The organism is Salicola sp. Rm-C-2C1-2 (genome assembly GCF_040196175.1).
In the GTDB taxonomy this organism is placed as follows: Bacteria; Pseudomonadota; Gammaproteobacteria; order Pseudomonadales; family Oleiphilaceae; genus Halospina.
The window spans coordinates 24,250-45,760 of record NZ_JBEFNF010000008.1 but is presented as its reverse complement, the minus strand read 5'-3'; the positions used below and the strand labels follow the sequence as shown (position 1 = coordinate 45,760).

Here is a 21,511-nt window from a genome sequence, read left to right as displayed (position 1 = left end):
GTAGGTCTCAGCTCGAGTTGTAAATAGTGTCAACCACGCGTTCGGCACCACGCCCATCGACTAAGGCCCTAGCTTTTGAGGACAAGCTCTTCAACTCGTCGGGAGAGGCAATAAGCTCCTTAACCAAGCTATGGATTGACTTGGCGGAGACGGTCTCTCCGTGACCTGCATATCGAATTAAATTGTCATTTGCCAAATCTCTGCAGGCAGGTATTTGGTTATCTGCGATACTTATAATCAGGCTTGGTAAGCCCAGAGCCATCCGCTCCCAGGTTGTTGTGCCGCCAGCTCCTATTGCTAAATCAGCCTCGCTTATAAGATCTGCCAGATGCCGACGTGGCTTGTAGAGTATTACAGACGGGAGTTGTTTTGCAGTGGCTTCAATTGCATCCTTGTTAGGAGCTGAGGCACCGATGACAACATCGATCTGCATGGGCCCAAGGTCAGCGTCCTTAAGAGCGTTGAGAGTCCGACCAGTGAGATTGTCGGGATCCGATCCACCAAAGAAGATAAAGATTCTGTCTACAGACCCTGTATGAGGCTTTCGATGCTTTCTGTAAGCGATGTACTCAGGTGATAGGAGTGCATAGGACGGGCCGATGAGGCACTGTGTTGACGGGGGCACTAGCCCGTTATACCGCTCTTCGGGATTCTGCGTATAGTTCTGATCCAACAGGACATCACAGTCGTGTTTGCGGTTGGCAATGTCATCGATAACAAAGATCCGCCGTGCCCGGGCTCTGCATTTGGCTTCCCATTCTACGCCTAAGGCGTAGTGATCCACGATCAGCCAGTCTACAGGTGCATTCAATGCTTGAATGGTTTCTTCCGCATCCTGTTCGGGCGGCACGCCAAGCCAGATCTTGTAATCCTCTTTGGCGGTCGACGCGCCTGATTCTGGTTTGGGTAATATCGAAACCGGGAAGCCTTCCTCCTTGAGCTCTGAGATAAGATTTCCCGGGTGCTCGCGGCAGACGAACTGTATATGAGCGCCTTGCGCCTGCAGCGCCCTGGCTAAAGTTCGGCAGCGAACCAGGTGGCCGGTTCCGCTCATTCTGGAGGCGTCGACACGGATTGCGATGTTCATTGGCATTGCCTGGCCAGCATGAACGCTTCAGCCGCTTCGCATCCAATAGTAGCACCATGCCACCTTGCTCGGTAATCGACAGCTTTGATTGACCGCGGATGCGGCCATGGGCGCATTTCCTCAGAATAGGCATCCAGGGCTGCCAACTTCCGGTCTAGGGTTGTGCTGATATCCACGTACCAGTGGGGCTCGAACGGTATGCTGGTACACGCAGGCTGCCACTCGGTACTGGACATAACCTCAAAGCACAGCAATGTCTTCACGGGGTGCCCTGACTGGGGCCGACACGCGGTCATCACCGCTTGGTGGACGCGGCGATGGTCAATGTTCAGGTCGCCGGCATGATGAGTCAGCACGGTTTCTGGTTGGTACCGGTTGATGAGCGCTTCAACTCTCTGGGCAATGTCCAGTAACGGGATGCTGTCGAGCTGATTGTCTGGAAGATCATCGAATTTGACGGATGTAGCGCCAAGAATATTGGCGGCGCTGTTTGCGGCGTCTCTCCGTTGGTGCAGCGCCCGTTCCTCTTCTGGGCCAGGGGTTCGGGCGCCGATGCCATCCGCCATAAAAGCCAGATGGACTTCTGCCCCTTCATCTACCCAGCGAGCAATCGTACCTCCACAGCCCAGTGCTTCGTCATCGGGGTGAGCTGCAACAACTAAAATTGGTTTAAGTTTCATGGTGCTGAGCAACCGCTAAGGCGAATTCAAGATCATCCTGATCGTCGATATCTATGGCGCTTTTCCAGGAAAGCGGCTCAAACCTATTGTCTTCTCCGTAGAAAGTTTTTGATTCCAGAAATTGCTTCGCTTGTGCTATCCAGACTGCGCCAGTCGGGCAGAAAAGGTCTGGCAAGTCTTGAGATCGTTGAACTGCGGCCTCTGGAAACAGCTGTGTGGGACGTCCTTCCCCGTCGAGTTTTGTCGCCCACCATGGATTCATCCAGCCAAAACGAAAGCAACTGATCTGAAAGGTGCGCTTCTGAGTGTCAAATGCCTTTACGCAATTCTTGATGTCTTCAGAATCACGTAAAGGACAGTTAGCCATCAGTTGGACGACTATATTGTAGCTTTCTCCCCAATAGGACATGGCCTGGTTTAGCGCATGCCATGTTGCTTCACTGACCGGGCTGTGGTCATCCGCGTTATTTTCCCGCAAAAAAGGAGCTTCGGCTCCAAACTCTTGAGCTGTTTCAGCAGTTTCTGGGTCATCGGTAGAGACCAGAATACGGTCAAAACAACCTGACTCCCGGGCAGCTTCGATGGTCCAAGCAATCATTGGCTTGCCAAGAAAATTAATGATGTTTTTTCTGGGAATGCGCTTGGAACCGCCTCGAGCGGGTATGATTGCGATTCGTTTATTCACCAGATTGTCCATCCACCATCCGCTTGTATAACTTGCCCTGTCATTGAACTGCTCTGCTGAGACACAAGAAAGGCTACGGGGCCAGGGATTTCGTCTTCCGTCAGCATTCGACCGTTTGGTGCCAAGCTGGAGTAACGGTCCATGAAACTCGGATCGACGCGGCCCTCAACTCCACCATAAGCAACAGCGTTAACGCGAATCCCTTCAGGTGCAAATCGCACTGCTAATTCCCTGGTCAGATGGTTCAGTGCGGCTTTAGCGACGTTGTACTGAATCGGAGAAAGCTTATTTGAGTTACCGTAAAGTGCGCGATTCGATGCCACAATTCCGTATTGTGAGCTTATATTTGTGATTGTTTTAAGGTCTTCAGGTTGCTCTTTCCAGAGTGCGATGGAGAGTTCGTATGGTGCGACAACATCCATGAGGTACTCATTCATGAAATTCGAACGGGACGTGGTTCCGTCTTCATTCTGGGCAGCTGATGCCAGGCTGCGTGCATTGTTGACGAGATGATTAATCCGTAACCCCCTGGCATTCAGGGTGGTCAGAAACTTGTCAATGCTTATTTCATCGGTCAGGTCACACGCAAGGCCGGTTACCTTATCAGCTGATTGCGGAAACTCGCGTTCCATTGCCTCTGCACGTTCTTTCGAGGTCGAAGTAAAGATGACGTGCCAGCCGTAATCGACGAAATGTTGAACGAGGCGCTTTCCGAGCTTGCCCGTTCCACCTGTAATGAGAATGGATTCTTTAGTCATTGCATACCTGCTTCAACGAGCTGGACCGTACGTTGGTTATGGCTTTTCGGAGATCGGGTGTCCCCCGCCGCAATTCCCTCGACAAAATCCAGTAGTGCTGACCGGAAGGCTGAGAATGAGTTCTGAAAGGTCAGATCTGTCCAGCTTTCGGTGCCGTGGAGACGAAGGCTCAATGGGCTTGATGCCTTCCCAGTCGCATGAAAGCTTGTTTGCACGCCGCTACTCCAGTTGACGATCAGGCTTCTAGCGCCATCGTCGGGCTTTCGCCGTTTGCTGACCTGAAAGCTGGTCGGACTATCATCGGAGTTAAGATAACCGAGAACAGGCTCAATGATGTGCATGCTGTATTTCGCCCAACTTTTTGGAGTAAAGGCGGTAATTTGCCGAATCTCTCCGATCTTTTCTCTGTCTGCCGGGGTCAGCTGTAAATCGTTGCTGTAGCTTAAAGCGGAGCATGTAAAAATCTGTCCCGGGTACCTTTCGTGTTTATAAAGCTTTTCAAGCGCCTCTAGCGACAGGGCAACAGGTTTGTCTATATAAACCGGCATGCCAGCATCCAGAAAGGTTATGGCATGCTCTATGTGGTGTTCCGCATCGTCACGCGCAAGAAGAATTGCATCACACAAGCTGTGTAGGTCTTCCAATCTGCGACATACGTTGGGTATTCGGGCTGCTTTTGCAATGTGTTTGGATATTTTAGGGTCCTGGCTCCAGACCGCATTAACCTCAGCGCCTTTGACCTGAATTTCAGGCCACTCCTGTTTCTTAAGATAACGAGGTATCACAGGAAAGCCGCAGTTCTCCATCGCCTCCTTATCGTAGCCATTGAAGATCGCCGCCCAGGAGTATGGGTGGCCATTCCCCTCAGACAGGCCGATTACGCCAAGTCGCAGTGTCATAGGTTCCAGTTTCCAGGGTTGATCAAATTGGGTTCTGAAGATTCAAGCTCTTTGGGGGGCGTTAGAGGGCGGTCAGGAATTGCTTTAACGATTGCTTCAAGTTGAGCCGATGAATCTACGCCAACGATGACCCTGTCAACGGGGCTGTGGTATGCGAATCCCAAGCATGCCTCCAGTGGTGATAGTTTTTCAGTTTTGAGCCATTGATCATAGTGATCAAAGGAGTCTGACCATGCCTTAAAATATTGCGGCCTTTCTTTGGGCTGCATCAGTAAGGCGCCCTGGAGAAATGCGGATCTAGCATGAACCTCGATGCCATTGTCCGAAAGGTGTTGCAGCCATCCGGAGGAGATCAAGCGTCTGTCGATGAGGTTAAGTGGTGCTTGAATCAGGTCCACTCGGAAATGGGGAAGAATGAGTTCCAGTTCTGATGGTTCGTAAACAGATAACCCGAATTTCTGGAACCACCCTTTTGCCCTAAGGTCTTGCAGGACCGAATATAGTTCCTCGCCCCCGCTATCCATAAGCTGAAGGGGGCGGTGCAGAAGCACCGCGTATACTGTTGATACCCCCAGGTTCTGTAAGGACTGCGCGATAGTTTCTTCGACCCAGCCACTGATATCATTTGCATGCGATGGTACAGGCGGCAACTTGGTTACAATCTCGAACTCTTCCACTCCGGCCTGACCCAGCACTCGCTCACTTGTCCCGTAAACTGCGGCAGTATCGAGCATGTTTATGCCGGAATTTTTTGCTCTTTGAAGAATCTTCTTAGCCTCTGACGAAGAAATTTGGCCTTCCTTATTCGCTATTCCGTAATCGAGGCCAAACTGAGCTGTGCCTAAAGCGAGCTTCATTGAGAAAGAAGCCTCTTCAGGGTTGAGACCACATGGTTATGCGAGGTGTCTTCCATGGTCGGAAATAACGGTAGGCTAATAGCTTCAGCATAATAACGTTCCGCCTCTGGGAACTGGCCTTCTTCAAAGCCCATGGTCTGAAAGTAAGGCTGGGTATGAACCGGGATGTAATGCAGGTTCACGCCAATGCCTGCCTCACGCAATCCTTCGAAAATTTGGCGGCGTTTGGGAGTAAGCTCCTGGTTCAGCCGAATAACATAGAGGTGCCAGGCTGAGTCGCTCGCCGGATGTTGATGGGGGCGCGTCAGGGGAAGCGAAGCCAGTCCATGGTTATACCATTCGGCTCGCTCTTTCCGACTGGCTACATAGGCATCCAGCCGGTCCAGCTGGCTGAGCCCTAGTGCTGCCTGCAGCTCTGTCATGCGGTAGTTGAAGCCCAGCTCAATTTGCTGGTAGTACCAGGGGCCGTCGGGATCATGGGTCATCAGGTTCGGATCACGGGTAATGCCGTGGGAGCGGAGCCGCTCCATATGCTGTGCGAGATCCGTATTATTCGTGATGGCCAAGCCCCCTTCGCCAGTGGTGATGATCTTGACCGGGTGGAAGCTGAAAACGGTGATGTCGCTGTATCGCCCGCAGCCAACGGGTTCGCCTTTGTAGTGGCCGCCAATGGCATGAGAAGCGTCCTCTATGATGAAGAAGCCATAACGCTGGCTCAGGGCGTGGATCGCCTCCATATCGCAGGATTGGCCACATAAATGAACCGGAACCACCACTTTGGGTAACCGCCGCTCCTTCTCAGCGATTTGCAGCTTTTTCTCCAGCGCTGCGGGGCTGAGGTTATAGGTGTGGGGATCGATGTCCACGAAATCGATGTTGGCCCCGCAGTATACACCGCAGTTGGCGGAGGCAACGAAGGTGATAGGGGTCGTCCACAGCCAGTCTCCTTGACCCAACCCCAGGGCAAGACAGGCGAGGTGCAGGGCGGAGGTGGCACTGTTAGTGGCTAAGCCATGATTTGCCCCTACTTTCTGTGCGACGGCCTGCTCAAAACGTTGGATAACCGGACCCTGGGTGAGGAAGTCTGATTCCAGCACATCACGAACGGCGTCAATGTCCGCCTGCTGAATGTCCTGCTTGCCGTAAGGAATCATTCAGATGGCTCCAATCTTTTCCCAGTTTGAATCAACCCAGCGCCGGAGTTCGTCTTCGCTCATCCAGTCGTCGTTGTTATCACTGGAATAGACAAAGCCTTCCGGCACTTTGGTGCCATCCTTTATCCGGTTGGCGTCTTGGTCCCAGCTGTTAATGGCGGGAAGGATTTTGTAGTGCTCCGAGTATTCATAGGTGTAATAGGCGTCTTCTGCCCCGATCATCTGCTCGTGCAGTTTTTCGCCAGGACGAATGCCAACTACTTCCTGCTCGGCGTGGGGGGCGATAACTTTGGCCAGATCCGTGACTTTCATGGAAGGAATCTTTTTCACGTAGATTTCGCCACCTTCCATGTCCTCAAACGCATGCCAGACCAGCTCAACACCCTGTTCAAGTGAGATCATAAAGCGCGTCATCCGTGGATCAGTGATCGGGAGCTTGCCCCGGTCTCGTATTGAAACAAAAAAGGGAATGACCGAGCCGCGTGAGCCCATGACATTGCCGTAGCGCACGACTGAAAAACGTGTGTCATGACCGCCTGCGTAGGAATTTCCGGCGACAAAAAGTTTGTCCGAGGTTAGCTTGGTGGCTCCATAAAGATTTACAGGGTTGCTGGCTTTATCGGTGGATAGTGCTACAACCCTTTTGACGCCCTTATCGATACAGGCATCGATAAGGTTCATAGCACCATGGACATTAGTTTTGACGCACTCAAAGGGGTTGTACTCGGCGGTGGGGACGATCTTGGTAGCTGCTGCATGGACGACGTAATCGACACCGTCTAATGCTCGATAGATCCGAGCTCTGTCTCTGACATCGCCGATAAAAAAGCGAACGCGTGAATCGTGCTCAAACTTCTTGGCCATTTCCCACTGTTTCATCTCATCGCGGGAGAAGATGATGACGCGGTGAGGATTATAGCGCTCCAGGAGCATCGGGATGAAGGTATGGCCAAAGGAGCCGGTGCCACCGGTGACAAGGATTGATGCATTATTGAACATGGGTTTTGAAAACTCAGTCTATTTACGATTTATAAGGAAAGATTTTACTGGAACTAAACTGCCATCCGTTGAAAGGACTGGCTGTTGTGAAGCAGTTCGTTGTAGGTGCCTTTTGCGCTGATGGTGCCCTGTTCCAGAAGAACAATTTGGTCGCATTTTTCCACTGTGCTAAGCCGGTGGGCGATCATGATGATGGTCTTGTCGTGACTCAGGGCGTTCACGGCATCTATAACTGCTTTCTCCGTCGCATTGTCCAGGGCACTGGTGGCCTCGTCGAATACTAGAATAGCCGGGTCATGATAGAGCGCCCGGGCGATGCCAATGCGCTGGCGCTGACCGCCTGAGAGGCGGACGCCGCGCTCGCCCACCTCCGTTTCATACTGCTGTGGCAACTGGCCGATGATGAATTCATGCACCTGTGCCATGCGAGCACATTCTTCCACTTTTTGATGATCGATTTTGGCTTTCGGGATACCCAGGGCGATGTTCTCGGCAACGGTAGCGTCTACGAGGAAGATGTCCTGTGGCACGTAGCCCAGTGAAGCTTGCCACTGGCGCAGATTTTGGTCGGTGATTGGGATATCGTCGACTTGCAGTTGGCCTTTTGTAGGGAGAAGCAGGCCGAGGATCAGGTCAACCAGGGTGGTTTTGCCGGCGCCTGTGCCGCCAACAAGGCCGATAGCGTTACCAGCTGGAACGTTCAGGTTGATGTTCTGCAGGGCCGGGATTTCAGAACCTGGGTATGTGAAGCTTAGGTTGTCGAGGGTGATCGTGTTCTGGACTTCCAGTCGATCCTTGGGGAGATCGCGGATTTCCGCTAATTCATCGCGTTCGTGTAGGTCATTATAGATTTCGTTCACGGCGGCCGCGCCGAAGCGGAGTTTCGCCACTCCCCCATAAATACGCTGGGCCGCGGGAAGCAGCTTGTAGCCGGCAAAGGCATAGAGCCCAAGGACGGGGAGTGTTTGGCCGAACTCACCACTGCGGACCATCAGTACCAATGCAAGGGCGATGATGCCGCCAACGCCGATGGCTTCAATGAAGTAGCGGGGGACTTCAGAGAGTGTGGCGTTGGTAGCCTGGTGTTTGGAAAAGCGTGCGGACGAGGGCCGGAAACGGGTCAGATAGGCGTGTTCTCGGCCAAGCAGTTTGATGTCTTTTATGCCGCCCAGCGCTTCGCCGGCGGCTGTGAAACGCTCTTTGTTGGCGGTGGCGCGCTCCCTACCAATGCGGGTCAGGTGCTTCTGGACAATGGCATAGATGAGTGCGTAGCTGCCGCCGATGACGATGCCTACACCCAGTGCCAGCCAGGGATCCTGCACGATCAGAAAGCTGATGATAGCCAGCGTTACGACGCTGTAGGCGATGGCGTCAAAGCCTGGTTTGATGACGTTCCCGGTGAGTTGGTCGACCTCAGAGAGGATACTTTTGGCCATGTCGCCGCTGTGGCGGTTTAGGAAGAAGGCGTAGGGCTGGCGTAGGTAAGTTTCTAACAGGCGTTCGCCTACGCTATGCCGGCGCATCTGTGTGTAGTGGTTGATAGCATAGGTAGTCAGGATTCTGAAGGCGGCGCTGAACAGCAAAACGCAGAAGGCACCAATGCCCAAGGCCATCAGGAAACTTTGCGTGGATTCGAAGCCGAAGAAGTTGTACGTGGCGTAGAGGTAGGGGGTGTTTTCCACGGCTTCCTGGTTGCCCAGTACGGACAGGAACGGCATGACTGAGGCGATGCCAATCGTTTCCAGTACGGCCATGATGATGACCATGCCCATAACGAGGGCGCCTCGGCGCCGTTCCCGGGGGGAGAGTAGGGCCAGGACTTTTTCTAATGTGTTTGCGGGTTTCAAGTAATTCGTCTCACCTGTCGGGTTTCAGATTTCATGTTTTCGCTTTTATCGCAGCCATAGCCGCTCCTGCAGGTCGAGGAGAGTGCTACTTATTGTCTGCTGTGCGACTGCCTGCTTCAGCGTTTCAATCTCACGCTGCAGTTGTTCGTGTTCTTCCAGCTTTTGCGAGAGAAAAGCGCTGGGTGATGGTGGCTTTCTCGCTGATGCCGGCGGGCGTGAGTTTGTACAGGTATGCGGTCTTGTTGGTGCTGTTGCGAAAGTTCTCCGCTTTGAACCAGTCCCTTGCCCTTCAGTGCCTGGAGGCAGTAGTTGATTTTGCCCAAGCTATAACCCACCTCTCTGGCCAGCTCGCGCGGGGAGGCCGGAGGTGTTGGGTTTGTCTTCTAGAGCTTTGAGCAGTTGGTAGTGTTGTTCGTCTGAGAGCCTCGGTTGGTTTCCTCGCGCACGCCTTCGCCTAAGGGTGTGTCACCCTGTTACCAGATCGGTGGCGTACCCTCTTCTAACGGGGCTTGGGAAAACTATATCAACTTGACAGCAACCTATTGAGTTTACCTATGTCAACAATTAAGTAATCATTTTTGTTGCAACCTGATTCACAAAATAATGGGCTATAATTGTGCCCCATAACCTTTGAGTAGCAATAAAAACCAAGTGGCACAAATTCACCAAAAAATTCAATTACCTTAATATCATTGCTAAAAATAAGGTTAGTAAGTGCTGAGCCATGAGGACCGACAACGACTTCAGCTTCTAAAAACGCTAAAATCTGATGTTCTAGCGTCATTTCCTCTGGATAAAGAACCTCAAACCCCTTACCAGACAGAAACGTTATCAATTCACTTTCATTTTTTACGCCGCGAGACCCAAATTTATTCCTAGATAAATAAAGCTTTCTACGAGCGTTTTTTTTAACGTCTAAATCAAGGCCTTGAGCAAGTCTCTTTTTAAGCCATAAAAAAGCATCATAGTTTGGAGAAGGGTAGCTCGGGCAATAGAGATCCTCAACATATTCTCTACAAGAATCCCATTCAACGATTTTCTTGCTATCCCAACCCAAAGCGTTAAGTATTTTTATTTTCCAGGCAGGCGGGTTATTCTCTATAATTAGACAGACATCCAGAGCATCCTCTCCTAAAGCATCGAAAAGAATCTTTAACTTCAATAGATGTTCAGGCACCCAATGCCCGTAGTGGTTCCACTTCGAAAATAAAAGCATGCAGTTGCTGATTGACTTTTTGTCTTTTGGTCTCGGACTAAGCGACAGATTATGTTTGAATCTCGATACAAAATTACTTCTAACCTGTGACCCCAACCGGTCATGCTCTTCGCTAAAGAAAACACTTTCACGCAAATAAAGGCCATCCTTATAGATAAGAGGATAATTACCCACAAGGACAGCTTTATCAAGCTTATATAGATAATTATTTGAAGCCAAAGGGGCTTGCGTGAACACTTTGCAAACTGAAGGGATGCCTTCTGGCTTTATAGGTCCTTCCAGCAAAAGATTAGTTAACTCTTGATGCTTTGACGGGTTCACGATTGTTCTTTTATAGATACAAATAGAACTGGCTAACTGAAAGACCCAACCTGACCTCAGCTTAATACGCTGCACTTCAATTTGAGAAAATTTGTGAAGCGTATAACTAAAAAATTCTTTTATGATTTTTTTCATCAAAAAACCTTAGGGCATTAATATGAAATTTAGATAAATAACGATTTTTCACTTAATTGCGCTTCATGGGTGTGACCAATATTGGCATTTAATTCGTACTTTTAAATTTTCCGAATTCCCTGATAAAAGGATAAAATTCCTTCAATAACTTGCGTTTGTTGAAGCTCCGAGATACCGTAAAACATTGGCAATCTCACAAGTCGTTCACTTTCTTTAGTGGTGAACTTGTCTTCACCATAAAAACGTCCGAATGCCATGCCGGCTTTGCTAGTGTGTAGCGGCACATAGTGGAATACCGCCAGAATATCTCGGTTCTTGAGATGATCCAGCAATGCCATGCGATCTTCCAACCCGGATGTTTTAAGGTAGAACATATGGGCATTGTGAGTACACTCTTCTGGTATGGCTGCCAAGTCAATGCACCCCTCATCAGCCAGTGGCTGTAACTTTTCCCAGTAATATTCCCAAGCACTCAGGCGCGCTTTATTAATTTGCGTCGCATGCTCCAACTGAGCCCATAGATAGGCCGCTTGCAATTCGCTTGGCAGGTAACTGCTTCCGACATCTACCCATTGGTACTTATCCACCATGCCTCGAAAGAACTGACTTCGGTTGGTGCCTTTCTCACGAATGACCTCGGCACGCTCGGCAAAGCGTTCATCGTTGATGATCATCAGGCCGCCTTCACCGCCGCTCGTGTAGTTCTTGGTCTCGTGGAAGCTGAAAGCCCCGAGATGGCCAAGGGTTCCAAGCGCGCGCCCCTTGTAGTTGCTCATCATCCCCTGGGCGGCATCTTCAACGACATAGAGGTTGTGGTGGCCGGCAATATCCATGATTGTGTCCATCTCGCAGGCAACGCCCGCGTAGTGCACAGGCACAATGGCTCGGGTGTTAGGGGTGACTGCCTCCTCGATCAGGTTTTCATCGATATTCATGGTATCTGGCCGTATATCCACGAACACAATCTTTGCACCACGGAGCACGAAGGCATTGGCCGTGCTCACGAAGGTGTAGCTCGGCATGATGACTTCATCGCCGGGCTGTATGTCGATCAAGACGGCGGCCAGCTCCAGTGCGGCGGTGCAGGACGGGGTTAGCAACGCTTTTTGGGCTGGAAGGATTGATTCGAACCAGTTCTGGCATTTTTTGCAGAACGGGCCATCACCGGAGAGTTTTTCACCGTTAATTGCTGAGGCGATATATTTTTCTTCGAACCCTGTTCGGGGAGGTTGATTGAACGGAATGTCCATCGGTTAGGCACCAAACCGGGTTCGAAAAGGTAGCCTTCCAATCAAAGAGTCCCCATTTTCATCAATGACGTTAAGTAATTTTATCAATCCCGTACCACAAATAACGGTTGGACAACCGTTATCCATGAATATCACTTTCCCAATGTGAGCATTCCGGCTTTCAACCTTCACATCCTTAACTATGTCCACATCCAAAATCCGAATCGACTTGCCATGTAGCTGTGTTTTGGCTCCAGAGTATGGATAACCCACTGCATCCACAAAACGCTTAAGTTCGTCTGCCCCGCTTTCCCAATTAATTTGATAATCCGACTCGTCACGCCATAAACTAAAAGTTGCTTCGGTTTTATCTTGTGGGGTTCCTTGTAATTCTTCACCAGAAACAATGCGACCGGCTATTCTTAGTAGCGCCAGTTCGTAAAGGTCAGCCACCCTGTCGATTGCTTCCGATATTTTTAATGGGTAAGTGATTTGAATTGATTGCCGTTCAATTATGTGGCCTGCATCATAACTCAGGGAAGCATAGAGGGCTGTAACGCCGATCTTCTTTTCCCCGTTGATCAGCATATTCACGAGCGGAGCAAAACCTCGATATTTGGGAAGGAGTGAGTCGTGAAACACGATCAACCTGTAGCTATCCGGAATCAACCACCGCCAGCCAATCGCAAAACTTACATCAAAGTTATTAGGAACATTCTCAGAACGGTCGTATAGGTTTACAGCATGCTGTCTGCAAAGACTCGATATCTCATCGAAGTAGTCATTTTTGACGCCTCGGTCTCTCGCCAAAACCACAAAGGCAACCGCCTTCCCACCATACTCTTCAAGAAATCGATTCAGGCATCGATAGCCTTTTTTCCCTAGCAGGTAAAACGCAAACTTTTTCACGAATGAAGAATCCTAGCGTATTGATCCATCAACTTGTTCCGGCTGAACTCCAGCTTAACCAGCCGCGCGTTTTGTGTGGGATCCTCAGAAGCTAAGAGCTTGAGATGATCTCGTTCAACATAAATAACCGAAATGTCCTTTTTCTTAAAAAGCTCCCGCTGAGGCACATTACTTCGTAAGAGCACTATCTTCCTAAGATTCAAAATCTGGCTCCACGCACAAGAATTGTTTCACGCCTTGGTACCGGATATTGCTCGATTTAACCCACGAAACAGAATTTTTTCCCTCGTTGGCCTCTTCTTCAATAAGCTTGACGAACGGCGGAATAAATTCATCGAGGTTGCCCGCATGTAAAATCACAGAATACCTTTCAGAGCTCACCACGGACCAAGGCGCTGAGGTATTCGCCGTAGCTATTTTTGCGTAATTCTTGGGCTTGTTGCTCTACTTTTTGCTTGCTTAACCAGCCTTGGTTGTAGCCAATCTCTTCCAGGCAGGCGATTTTGTAGCCTTGGCGCTTTTCAATTGTTTCCACAAACTGTGCGGCTTCCAGCAGGCTTTCGTGGGTGCCTGTGTCCAGCCAAGCGAAACCACGACCCAGAAGATTTACGTTCAAATGACCTTTTTCCAGATACGCTCTATTCACGTCTGTGATCTCCAGCTCACCACGGTTTGATGGCTGAACGGCTCTGGCGACCTCGACCACCTGGTTGTCGTAGAAATAAAGACCGGTTACCGCAAACTGTGATTTTGGATTTACGGGTTTTTCTTCGATCGAGATAGCTTTATGTTCACTATCGAACGCCACCACGCCGAAGCGTTCCGGATCCTTAACCTGGTAACCGAATACGGTTGCTCCGCCCAGTTTTTCAACTTGGTTCACGGCTTCGTGGAGTTTGGGAACAAAACCTTGGCCATAGAAAATATTGTCACCGAGTACAAGGCATACGCTGTCGCTACCAATGAACTCTTCTCCGATGATAAACGCTTGGGCGAGGCCGTCCGGGCTTGGCTGGACTTCGTAGCTCAGGCGGACGCCAAACTGTTCACCGTTGCCCAGCGCACGCTGAAAACCTGGCTGATCTTCCGGGGTGGTAATGATGAGGATATCCCGGATTCCCGCCAGCATGAGCACAGAGAGCGAGTAGTAGATCATGGGTTTGTCGTACACCGGCAGGAGTTGCTTGGAGGTGCCGAGTGTATTGGGGTACAGGCGGGTGCCGGAGCCGCCTGCGAGGATGATGCCTTTCAAACTTTGCTCCTTTGGGATTTGGAATGGGGGAGCTTTATCGATTTCTCTTCTTCCCTGATCCTCTCCCGAAAGGGAGAGGAAATGTCCGCCGCTAACTGAGCGTTAGGAATATTCGACGATCACTTAGGGTTAACTTGTTTGGCCTAAGCGCTCCCGCTGGTAGGTGCCGTCTTGTACTCGTTGGCACCATTCCAAATTGTCCAGATACCACTGCACGGTTTTGCGGATGCCGGATTCGAAGGTTTCTTCTGGCGTCCAGCCGAGTTCTTTTTCAATTTTACTGGCGTCAATGGCATAGCGCCTGTCGTGGCCTGGGCGGTCTGTGACGGTGGTGATCAGGTCGCGGTAGCGTTTTTCCTGTGGGCGCATTTCCTGGAGAATGTCGCAAATGGTGAGAACCACTTCGATATTTTGTTTTTCGTTGTGGCCGCCGATGTTGTAGGTCTCTCCCGGTTTGCCCGCGGTGAGAACCGTGTGCAGGGCGCGGGCATGGTCTTCCACGTAGAGCCAGTCACGGATCTGGTCGCCATTGCCATAGACGGGGAGTGATTTGCCGTCCAAGGCGTTGAGAATGATCAGGGGAACCAGTTTTTCCGGAAAATGGTAGGGGCCGTAATTGTTCGAGCAGTTGGTGATCAGCACCGGTAGGCCGTAGGTGCGCTGCCAGGCTCGTACCAAATGGTCCGAACCGGCTTTGCTTGCGCTGTAGGGGCTGCTCGGTGCATAGACGGTGGACTCGGTGAACAGGAACTCTTCCGCATCAGGGGTGTCGCTTGGATGCGGGAGATCCCCGTAGACTTCGTCTGTGCTGATGTGGTGGAAGTGGAAGTTCTCGCGCTGCTCGGCATCCATGGTTTGCCAGTACTGGCGAGCCGCTTCCAGCAGAGTGTAGGTGCCTACCATGTTGGTTTCGATGAAGGCTGCGGGGCCGTCTATGGAGCGGTCTACGTGGCTTTCAGCAGCGAGGTGCATGATGGCGTCTGGTTGGTGTTGGGCCAGGACGCGGTCGACCTCGCTGCGGTTGCAGATGTCCACCTGTTCGAAAGCGTAGCGATGGCTCTCTGCGGCTTCTGCGAGGCTTTCAAGATTGCCGGCGTAGGTGAGTTTGTCGAGGTTGACCACTTCATCGTTGGTGTTGCGAATGATGTGGCGAATGACGGCGGAACCGATGAAGCCTGCGCCTCCAGTGACAAGGATCTTCATATTGAATTCTTCTTACAGCAAGGGATTGGCTATAGTGTTGTTGCACGACTGATCTATCGAGGCCATAACCTGCTTCTGCAGGGAGAGGTAGAGTGCCCCTTATTGAGTTTGTTCCGCGACTTCCTGTTTCAATGTTTCAATCTCACGCGCCAGTTGTTCATGCTCTTCCAGCTTTTGCGAGAGAAAGCGCCGGGTGATGGTGGCTTTCTCGCTGATGCCGGCAGGCGTGAGCTTGTACAGGTACGCGGTTTTGTTGGTGCTGTTGCGAAAGTTCTCCGCTTTGACCAGCCCTTTGCTCTTCAGCGCCTGGAGGCAGTAGTTGATTTTGCCCAAGCTGTAACCCACCTCTCTGGCCAGCTCGCGCTGGGAGGTGTTGGGGTTGTCTTCCAGGGCTTTGAGCAGTTGGTAGTGTTGTTCGTCTGAGAGCATCGGCCGGGTCCGGGCACGCTACCGCCCCAGGGTGTGTCCCCCTGTTGCCAAATCGGTGGTGCGGCCCTTTGCTTCTTCCAAGCTGGACAAGCAGAGGAGGAAGAGGGTGCGTTCAGGTTGTGAACGTGAGCATAGCACTGTTCGTGCGCTTTTTGAAGTGGCGGATGTTAAGCCGCGAAACAGGGGTTGGCAAGGCCAGTAGGATTGAACGCTGAGGCCAATACGATCGCGCCTGCACAGCGCTACCCCGACTTGGCGCGCCAGAGTGCGGCGGGGAGACTTCGCTGCAAGTCGCATATCCTTCGGGTGAGAAAGTAGACTAAAATCCTCAGCGTTCAAGCGCACCACCCGCTCAGGTAAAGGAGATATCCATGAACATTGCCGTCGCTGGCACGGGTTACGTCGGCCTGTCCAACGCCGTATTGCTTGCTCAACACAACCAGGTAACCGCGCTCGATGTGGTGCCGGAGAAGGTGACCGCGATCAACGCGCAGCGCTCGCCCATTGATGACGCGGAGATTTCGCAGTTTCTGGCGGACAAGCCCCTGAACCTGACCGCCACGCTCGATAAGGAACAGGCTTATCGCAACGCGGATTTCGTGATCATCGCCACGCCCACCGATTATGACCCGGACACCAATTACTTCAACACATCGAGCGTGGAGGCGGTGATTGGGGATGTGTTGTCGATAAATCCACACGCGAGCATCGTGATCAAATCCACGGTGCCGGTCGGTTACACGGCGCAAGCGTGTCAGCGCTTTGAAACCGACAACCTGATTTTCTCACCGGAGTTTCTGCGCGAGGGCCAGGCCCTTTACGACAATCTCCACCCATCACGGGTGATCGTAGGGGAGCGCTCCAGCCGGGCGGAGGCCTTTGCGGGATTGTTGACCCAGGGTGCCGAGAAAACGGATATCCCGGTGCTTTTTACTGACTCCACCGAGGCCGAGGCGATCAAGCTTTTCGCCAATACGTATCTGGCCATGCGCGTGGCCTATTTTAATGAACTCGATACCTACGCAGAGACCCACAACCTGGATACGCGCCAGATCATTGAGGGCGTCGGGCTCGATCCCCGCATAGGCGATCACTACAACAACCCTTCCTTTGGTTACGGCGGCTATTGCCTGCCCAAAGACACCAAGCAACTGCTCGCCAATTACCACGAGGTGCCGAACAACCTGATCGGCGCCATTGTGGATGCCAACAGCACGCGCAAGGATTTCATTGCCGAGTCCGTGCTGCGTCGCCGGCCTCAGGTGGTGGGCGTGTACCGGCTGATCATGAAAACCGGCTCCGATAACTTCCGCGCCTCGGCGATGCAGGGCGTGATGAAGCGCATCAAGGCCAAAGGCGTGGAGGTGATTGTCCATGAGCCGGTGTTGGAGGCGGATACCTTTTTCAACTCCCGCGTCATCGCGGACCTGGAGGCGTTCAAGGCCGAGGCGGATGTGATTGTAGCCAACCGCCTTACCGACGAACTGGCTGATGTGGCTGACAAGGTCTACACTCGCGATCTGTTTTCAAGCGACTGAATTTGTTTGACCTTTCACAGCCCGATCCCCTTGGCGTTACCCGTTAAAAGGCACTTTTTGCATGTCGTTCATTCCCGAATTGATCAGCGCCTACTTCCAGATCCTGCCCGACGCCCAGGACCCGCAACAGCGGGTGGCGTTCGGAACGTCCGGACATCGCGGCTGCTCCCGGACCGGCTCATTCAACGAGACCCACATCCGCGCTATTGCCCAGGCGGTGGCCGAGTATCGCAAAAACGCCGGTGTGACCGGACCGCTGTTTCTGGTGGCGGACACCCACGCCTTGTCGACGCCCGCGCTGGGCACCGCTTTGTCGGTGCTTGTGGCCAACGGGGTGGATGTGCGGCTGGATAGCGCGCAGCGCCCGGTGGCGACACCACTGGTCTCACGGGCCATTCTGTCGCATAACGCTGAGGCCACCGAGCAGGCCGACGCGCTGATTCTCACACCGTCGCACAATCCCCCGGAGGATGGGGGCATCAAATACAACGGCCCGGACGGCGGGCCGGCTTCCAGTGACACGACCGGCTGGATTGAGCGCCGCGCCAACGAGCTTCTAGCCGATGGCGGTGAGGCCATACCCACTGTCGCGCTGGAGCGTGCGCGGGAGCGGGCCGGGCATTATGACTTCGTTACTCACTATGTGGCGGCTCTGAGCGAGGTGGTGGACATGGAAGCCATCGCCGGCAGCGGCCTTCGCCTTGGTGTGGATCCCATGGGTGGGGCCACACTCAGCGTCTGGGAGGCCATTCGTGAGCACTATGGGGTGGCCATCACGCTCACCCAGCCGCGAGTGGCGCCGGATTTTGCGTTTCTCGATCCCGATCACGACGGGCGCATCCGCATGGACTGCTCCAGTGAGCACGCCATGGCCAGCGCCATTGCTAAGCGCGACGACTTCGATCTGGTTGTGGCCAACGATGCCGACGGGGACCGCCATGGCATTGTGGATGCCGGTGGGCTGCTCAATCCCAACCACTTTCTCAGTGTGTGCATTGATTATCTGCTGACGCACCGACCGGACTGGCCCGCAAGCTTAGGGGTGGGTAAAACGGCCGTTTCCTCAGCGATGATTGACCGGGTGGTGAACGATCACGGGCGTGCCCTTGAGGAGTGCCCGGTGGGCTTTAAGTGGTTTGTGGAGGGCCTTCGGGCGGGGCGGATCGGCTTTGCGGGCGAAGAAAGTGCCGGGGCGAGTTTCCTGGATCGCCAGGGGCGGCCCTGGAGCACGGATAAGGACGGTCTCATCCTCGCGCTGCTGGCCGCCGAGATTCAGGCGGTCACGGGCGAGACGCCCGGTGCCTGCTACCGACGATTGACCCACCGCTTCGGCGAGCCGCACTACCGCCGCGTGGATCAGCCCGCCACCGCCGAGGCGAAAGCGGCGATCAAGGCACTTGGCCGCGGCGATATGGAAGGTCGCCAGTTTGCAGGTGAGACCGTGACCCATGCCTTCAGCCAGGCCCCAGGTAATGGGGCACCGCTGGGCGGGATCAAGGTGGTGCTGCCCTCAGGCTGGCTGGCCCTTCGCCCCAGCGGCACCGAGGCGCTTTGCAAGCTTTACGCGGAGAGCTTTCGCGATGAGACGCACCTGGAAGCGTTGGTGGGCGATGGCCAGCGGTTGCTGTCGCAGTTGGTTGGTGAATGAGCCTGGTAAAAGACGACCGTCTGGAAGGCCCTAAAAGTACGCAGTGGCTGTGCAAAGGGCGGATGGACACTGATGTTGCAACAAAGAACAAACACTCAAGGAGTACACTATGAGGCAGGTCCGCAAAGCCGTTATCCCCGTCGCCGGATTGGGCACACGCATGCTGCCGGCGACCAAGGCCATCCCGAAAGAGATGCTGCCCATCGTCGATAAGCCACTGATCCAGTATGTGGTGGATGAGTGCGTGGCCGCCGGCATCAAGGAGATTGTGCTGGTCACCCATGCCAGCAAGAACTCCATCGAAAACCACTTCGACACCTCCTTTGAGCTGGAATCCATGCTTGAGCGCCGGGTTAAGCGCCAGTTGCTGGATGAGGTTCAGTCGATCTGCCCGGATGACGTGACGCTTTTGCACGTGCGCCAGGGCGAGGCGCTGGGACTGGGGCATGCCATCCAGTGTGCGGGCCCAGCCGTGGGTAATGAGCCCTTTGCGGTGGTACTGCCGGATGTGCTGATTGATGAGGCAGCGGCAGACGCGAGCCGGGATAATCTGGCGGCGATGGTACGCCGCTTTGATGAGTGCGGGCACTCGCAGGTGCTGGTGGAGCCGGTGGCGCATGAGCAGGTTTCCAACTACGGCGTTGCGGACGTGGCCGGTGAAAAGATTGAGGCAGGGCAGGCCAGCCCGATGGGCGCCATTGTTGAAAAGCCCGCCGTGGATGAGGCGCCCTCCAATCTTTCGGTGGTCGGGCGCTATGTGCTGTCCGCCGCCACCTGGCCGCTGCTGGCGCAGACCCCTGTCGGTGCCGGGAATGAGATTCAGCTGACCGACACCATTGCCATGCTGATGGCGGATGAGACCGTTGAGGCGTTTCATATTCAGGGCTATTCCCATGACTGCGGGAACAAGCAGGGCTACCTGGAAACCTTTGCCACCTACGCTCTTCGCCATGAAAGTTTGGGGGCGGCTTTTGAGCAGTTTCTGCGGGGGCAGCTTGGTGTTGCTGACGCCGGTGATGCGGAGCAGCAGGTGAGTGGCGCCGCTCCTGGTGTCGCCGAACAGGCGGAGCCGCCTCATTGAATGAAGCCTGAGGGCCCTACGTCACCAACCACCGGAGGCGTGTGAGGTGGAGGGTTATTGCCGCTTATGCCCTTGCTGTGATCAGCGCCAACGACGCGAATACGATTGTGCTCACCCGTGAGGGCTCCCCCTTGGTGCTGGGCGTGAGTGACCAGGGCACTTACGCGGCCTCGGATACCTCCGCGCTGCTGGCACTGACCCGGGAGATGGTGTCACTGGACAATGGCGATAGCGCGAGCATTTCGGCCTCGGGCTATCAGCTGTATGACCGTGAAGGCCACCCTGTGGTGCGTCAGCGCTTTATCAGTGAATTGAGCCTCGATGCGGTCTCGCTCGGCCAGTACCGCCACTACATGCAAAAGGAAATCTTCGAGCAGCCCAGGGCGATTGCCGACACCGTATCGCTGCTTGAAGGGGCTGAGGTGGTTTCACCCAGGCTGTTTGGCAATGGCGCCGAGGCGCTTCTGGGTGAGTGCGACGCGGTGCTAATTCTCGCCTGCGGTACGTCGTTCTACGCCGGTCTTGCGGCCAGCTATTGGATTGAGGCGACCGCCGGTGTGCCCTGTCGCGTTGAAATCGCCAGTGAGTACCGCTACCGGCGCTCGGTGGCGAACCCCAACCAACTGGTGGTTCTGATCAGCCAGTCCGGGGAAACCGCCGATACGCTTGCGGCGTTGCGCCATGCCCAATCATTGGGGCATGACAAAACCCTGGCGATCTGCAATGTGGCCGGCTCAGCACTGGTGCGTGAGTCGAGCCTGGCATTCCTGACCCGAGCGGGCCCGGAGATTGGTGTGGCCTCAACCAAGGCGTTCACTACCCAGCTCAGTGCGCTGTATGTGTTGAGCTTTGCGCTTTCGAAGGCAAAGGGCAACCTCGACTCGGCTGAGGAGTCCGAGGCGTTGGCAACCCTGCATGCGCTGCCCGATGTGCTGCACCAGGTGTTGGCTCTTGAGCCTGCGATTGAGCACTGGGCTTCCGCCTTTGCGACCAAGGCGCATGCGCTGTTTCTCGGGCGCGGCCACCACTACCCGGTTGCCCTGGAAGGCGCGTTAAAGCTCAAGGAAATATCCTACATCCACGCCGAGGCCTACCCGGCCGGTGAGCTCAAACACGGCCCCCTGGCGCTGGTGGACGAGACCATGCCCGTGGTGATGGTTGCGCCCAAAGATGCGTTGATCGACAAGCTCAAGGCCAACATGCAGGAGGTTCACGCCCGCGGTGGTGAACTGTATGTGCTGGCGGATAAGGGCACCGGTATCACTGAGGAGGATTCCGGGATCCATGTGCTGGAGATGCCCGAGCACCAGGGGTTGCTGTCGCCGGTTGTCCACGTCGTGGCGCTGCAGCTGCTGGCCTACCATGTGGCCTGCGTGCGGGGCACCGATGTGGATAAGCCGCGGAATCTGGCGAAGAGTGTGACGGTTGAGTGAGTGTGGTTGGGGGTTGGCATGGCGGCGGTGGCTGGCCGATAGGGTTACAGTCCGGTAACATCGCGGTTCTTATGCCGTGAGGGCTCAAGTGCAGCTGGTCTGATAAAGGGCCTTGCACAATGGCTCAGGCGAACGGTGGGGAACATGAATA

The 21,511-nt window shown here is 53.8% G+C and carries 20 protein-coding genes; 4 read left to right on the top strand and 16 right to left on the bottom strand.

All coding sequences use genetic code 11. The features are described 5' to 3' along the window. Nucleotides 1-7: 7 nt before the first annotated feature. From pseG to AAF659_RS12845, 16 genes are all read right to left on the bottom strand, one after another. A complete protein-coding gene (gene pseG / locus AAF659_RS12920) occupies nt 8-1,087 on the bottom strand; it encodes a UDP-2,4-diacetamido-2,4,6-trideoxy-beta-L-altropyranose hydrolase (protein WP_349752192.1) in 1,080 nt (359 codons plus the stop codon). Beyond that, a complete protein-coding gene (locus tag AAF659_RS12915; RefSeq protein ID WP_349752191.1) occupies nt 1,084-1,779 on the bottom strand; it encodes a PIG-L deacetylase family protein in 696 nt (231 codons plus the stop codon). The genes pseG and AAF659_RS12915 overlap by 4 nt, the downstream gene beginning before the upstream one ends. Beyond that, entirely contained in the window at nt 1,757-2,464 is a 708-nt protein-coding gene (locus tag AAF659_RS12910; protein ID WP_349752190.1) for an acylneuraminate cytidylyltransferase family protein, read from the bottom strand. Before AAF659_RS12910 ends, AAF659_RS12915 begins: the two co-directional genes overlap by 23 nt. Next, nucleotides 2,449-3,210 carry an SDR family NAD(P)-dependent oxidoreductase gene (locus AAF659_RS12905; RefSeq protein ID WP_349752189.1) on the bottom strand — a complete coding sequence of 254 codons (762 nt, stop codon included), beginning with the start codon at nt 3,208-3,210 and terminating at the stop codon, nt 2,449-2,451. The genes AAF659_RS12910 and AAF659_RS12905 overlap by 16 nt, the downstream gene beginning before the upstream one ends. Continuing rightward, nucleotides 3,207-4,109 carry a Gfo/Idh/MocA family oxidoreductase gene (locus AAF659_RS12900; protein ID WP_349752188.1) on the bottom strand — a complete coding sequence of 301 codons (903 nt, stop codon included), beginning with the start codon at nt 4,107-4,109 and terminating at the stop codon, nt 3,207-3,209. The genes AAF659_RS12905 and AAF659_RS12900 overlap by 4 nt, the downstream gene beginning before the upstream one ends. Then, nucleotides 4,106-4,966 carry an aldo/keto reductase gene (locus AAF659_RS12895; RefSeq protein WP_349752187.1) on the bottom strand — a complete coding sequence of 287 codons (861 nt, stop codon included), beginning with the start codon at nt 4,964-4,966 and terminating at the stop codon, nt 4,106-4,108. The genes AAF659_RS12900 and AAF659_RS12895 overlap by 4 nt, the downstream gene beginning before the upstream one ends. Beyond that, the gene (pseC, locus tag AAF659_RS12890; RefSeq protein ID WP_349752186.1) at nt 4,963-6,120 is read right to left on the bottom strand and encodes a UDP-4-amino-4,6-dideoxy-N-acetyl-beta-L-altrosamine transaminase; all 1,158 of its coding nucleotides are present in this window, start codon (nt 6,118-6,120) and stop codon (nt 4,963-4,965) included. Before pseC ends, AAF659_RS12895 begins: the two co-directional genes overlap by 4 nt. Continuing rightward, a complete protein-coding gene (gene pseB, locus AAF659_RS12885) occupies nt 6,121-7,119 on the bottom strand; it encodes a UDP-N-acetylglucosamine 4,6-dehydratase (inverting) (RefSeq protein ID WP_349752185.1) in 999 nt (332 codons plus the stop codon). A gap of 53 nt (nt 7,120-7,172) precedes the next feature. Then, a complete protein-coding gene (locus tag AAF659_RS12880) occupies nt 7,173-8,891 on the bottom strand; it encodes an ABC transporter ATP-binding protein (RefSeq protein ID WP_349752184.1) in 1,719 nt (572 codons plus the stop codon). Between the two features lie 191 nt (nt 8,892-9,082). Beyond that, nucleotides 9,083-9,301, bottom strand: a complete 219-nt coding sequence (locus AAF659_RS12875; RefSeq protein ID WP_349752183.1) for a hypothetical protein — start codon at nt 9,299-9,301, stop codon at nt 9,083-9,085. Between the two features lie 188 nt (nt 9,302-9,489). Continuing rightward, nucleotides 9,490-10,638 (bottom strand): glycosyltransferase family 61 protein, encoded by a 1,149-nt coding sequence (locus tag AAF659_RS12870; RefSeq protein WP_349752182.1) that lies wholly within the window; start codon nt 10,636-10,638, stop codon nt 9,490-9,492. 101 nt (nt 10,639-10,739) lie between these two features. After that, entirely contained in the window at nt 10,740-11,888 is a 1,149-nt protein-coding gene (rffA, locus tag AAF659_RS12865; protein WP_349752181.1) for a dTDP-4-amino-4,6-dideoxygalactose transaminase, read from the bottom strand. Between the two features lie 3 nt (nt 11,889-11,891). Continuing rightward, complete coding sequence (locus AAF659_RS12860; RefSeq protein WP_349752180.1) at nt 11,892-12,776, bottom strand: methionyl-tRNA formyltransferase; 885 nt, start codon at nt 12,774-12,776, stop codon at nt 11,892-11,894. A 370-nt stretch (nt 12,777-13,146) separates the two neighbouring features. Continuing rightward, on the bottom strand, nt 13,147-14,028 hold the full coding sequence (gene rfbA, locus AAF659_RS12855) for a glucose-1-phosphate thymidylyltransferase RfbA (RefSeq protein ID WP_349752179.1): 882 nt from the start codon (nt 14,026-14,028) through the stop codon (nt 13,147-13,149). A 129-nt stretch (nt 14,029-14,157) separates the two neighbouring features. Further along, entirely contained in the window at nt 14,158-15,231 is a 1,074-nt protein-coding gene (gene rfbB / locus AAF659_RS12850) for a dTDP-glucose 4,6-dehydratase (protein ID WP_349752178.1), read from the bottom strand. 99 nt (nt 15,232-15,330) lie between these two features. Next, nucleotides 15,331-15,660 carry a MarR family EPS-associated transcriptional regulator gene (locus AAF659_RS12845; RefSeq protein ID WP_349752177.1) on the bottom strand — a complete coding sequence of 110 codons (330 nt, stop codon included), beginning with the start codon at nt 15,658-15,660 and terminating at the stop codon, nt 15,331-15,333. Nucleotides 15,661-16,031: 371 nt separating this feature from the next. On the opposite strand from AAF659_RS12845, the gene AAF659_RS12840 reads away from it, so the two are divergent. The 4 genes from AAF659_RS12840 to glmS all read left to right on the top strand — a co-directional run bounded on the left by AAF659_RS12840 (nt 16,032) and on the right by glmS (nt 21,360). Further along, entirely contained in the window at nt 16,032-17,198 is a 1,167-nt protein-coding gene (locus tag AAF659_RS12840) for a nucleotide sugar dehydrogenase (RefSeq protein ID WP_349752176.1), read from the top strand. A 61-nt stretch (nt 17,199-17,259) separates the two neighbouring features. After that, nucleotides 17,260-18,846, top strand: a complete 1,587-nt coding sequence (locus AAF659_RS12835; protein WP_349752175.1) for a phosphohexomutase domain-containing protein — start codon at nt 17,260-17,262, stop codon at nt 18,844-18,846. Between the two features lie 109 nt (nt 18,847-18,955). Continuing rightward, nucleotides 18,956-19,927 carry a UTP--glucose-1-phosphate uridylyltransferase GalU gene (gene galU / locus AAF659_RS12830; RefSeq protein WP_349752174.1) on the top strand — a complete coding sequence of 324 codons (972 nt, stop codon included), beginning with the start codon at nt 18,956-18,958 and terminating at the stop codon, nt 19,925-19,927. Nucleotides 19,928-19,968: 41 nt separating this feature from the next. Further along, entirely contained in the window at nt 19,969-21,360 is a 1,392-nt protein-coding gene (gene glmS, locus AAF659_RS12825; RefSeq protein ID WP_349752173.1) for a glutamine--fructose-6-phosphate transaminase (isomerizing), read from the top strand. Nucleotides 21,361-21,511: the final 151 nt, after the last annotated feature.

Excerpts from the sequence above, each read along its gene's own strand:
- pseG (WP_349752192.1), bottom strand. The coding sequence starts at position 1,087 with ATGAACATCGCAATCCGTGTCGACGCCTCCAGAATGAGCGGAACCGGC.
- AAF659_RS12910 (WP_349752190.1), bottom strand. The coding sequence starts at position 2,464 with ATGGACAATCTGGTGAATAAACGAATCGCAATCATACCCGCTCGAGGC.
- AAF659_RS12905 (WP_349752189.1), bottom strand. The coding sequence starts at position 3,210 with ATGACTAAAGAATCCATTCTCATTACAGGTGGAACGGGCAAGCTCGGA.
- AAF659_RS12900 (WP_349752188.1), bottom strand. The coding sequence starts at position 4,109 with ATGACACTGCGACTTGGCGTAATCGGCCTGTCTGAGGGGAATGGCCAC.
- AAF659_RS12895 (WP_349752187.1), bottom strand. The coding sequence starts at position 4,966 with ATGAAGCTCGCTTTAGGCACAGCTCAGTTTGGCCTCGATTACGGAATA.
- pseC (WP_349752186.1), bottom strand. The coding sequence starts at position 6,120 with ATGATTCCTTACGGCAAGCAGGACATTCAGCAGGCGGACATTGACGCC.
- pseB (WP_349752185.1), bottom strand. The coding sequence starts at position 7,119 with ATGTTCAATAATGCATCAATCCTTGTCACCGGTGGCACCGGCTCCTTT.
- AAF659_RS12880 (WP_349752184.1), bottom strand. The coding sequence starts at position 8,891 with ATGGGCATGGTCATCATCATGGCCGTACTGGAAACGATTGGCATCGCC.
- AAF659_RS12870 (WP_349752182.1), bottom strand. The coding sequence starts at position 10,638 with ATGAAAAAAATCATAAAAGAATTTTTTAGTTATACGCTTCACAAATTT.
- rffA (WP_349752181.1), bottom strand. The coding sequence starts at position 11,888 with ATGGACATTCCGTTCAATCAACCTCCCCGAACAGGGTTCGAAGAAAAA.
- rfbB (WP_349752178.1), bottom strand. The coding sequence starts at position 15,231 with ATGAAGATCCTTGTCACTGGAGGCGCAGGCTTCATCGGTTCCGCCGTC.
- AAF659_RS12845 (WP_349752177.1), bottom strand. The coding sequence starts at position 15,660 with ATGCTCTCAGACGAACAACACTACCAACTGCTCAAAGCCCTGGAAGAC.
- AAF659_RS12840 (WP_349752176.1), top strand. The coding sequence starts at position 16,032 with ATGAACATTGCCGTCGCTGGCACGGGTTACGTCGGCCTGTCCAACGCC.
- AAF659_RS12835 (WP_349752175.1), top strand. The coding sequence starts at position 17,260 with ATGTCGTTCATTCCCGAATTGATCAGCGCCTACTTCCAGATCCTGCCC.
- galU (WP_349752174.1), top strand. The coding sequence starts at position 18,956 with ATGAGGCAGGTCCGCAAAGCCGTTATCCCCGTCGCCGGATTGGGCACA.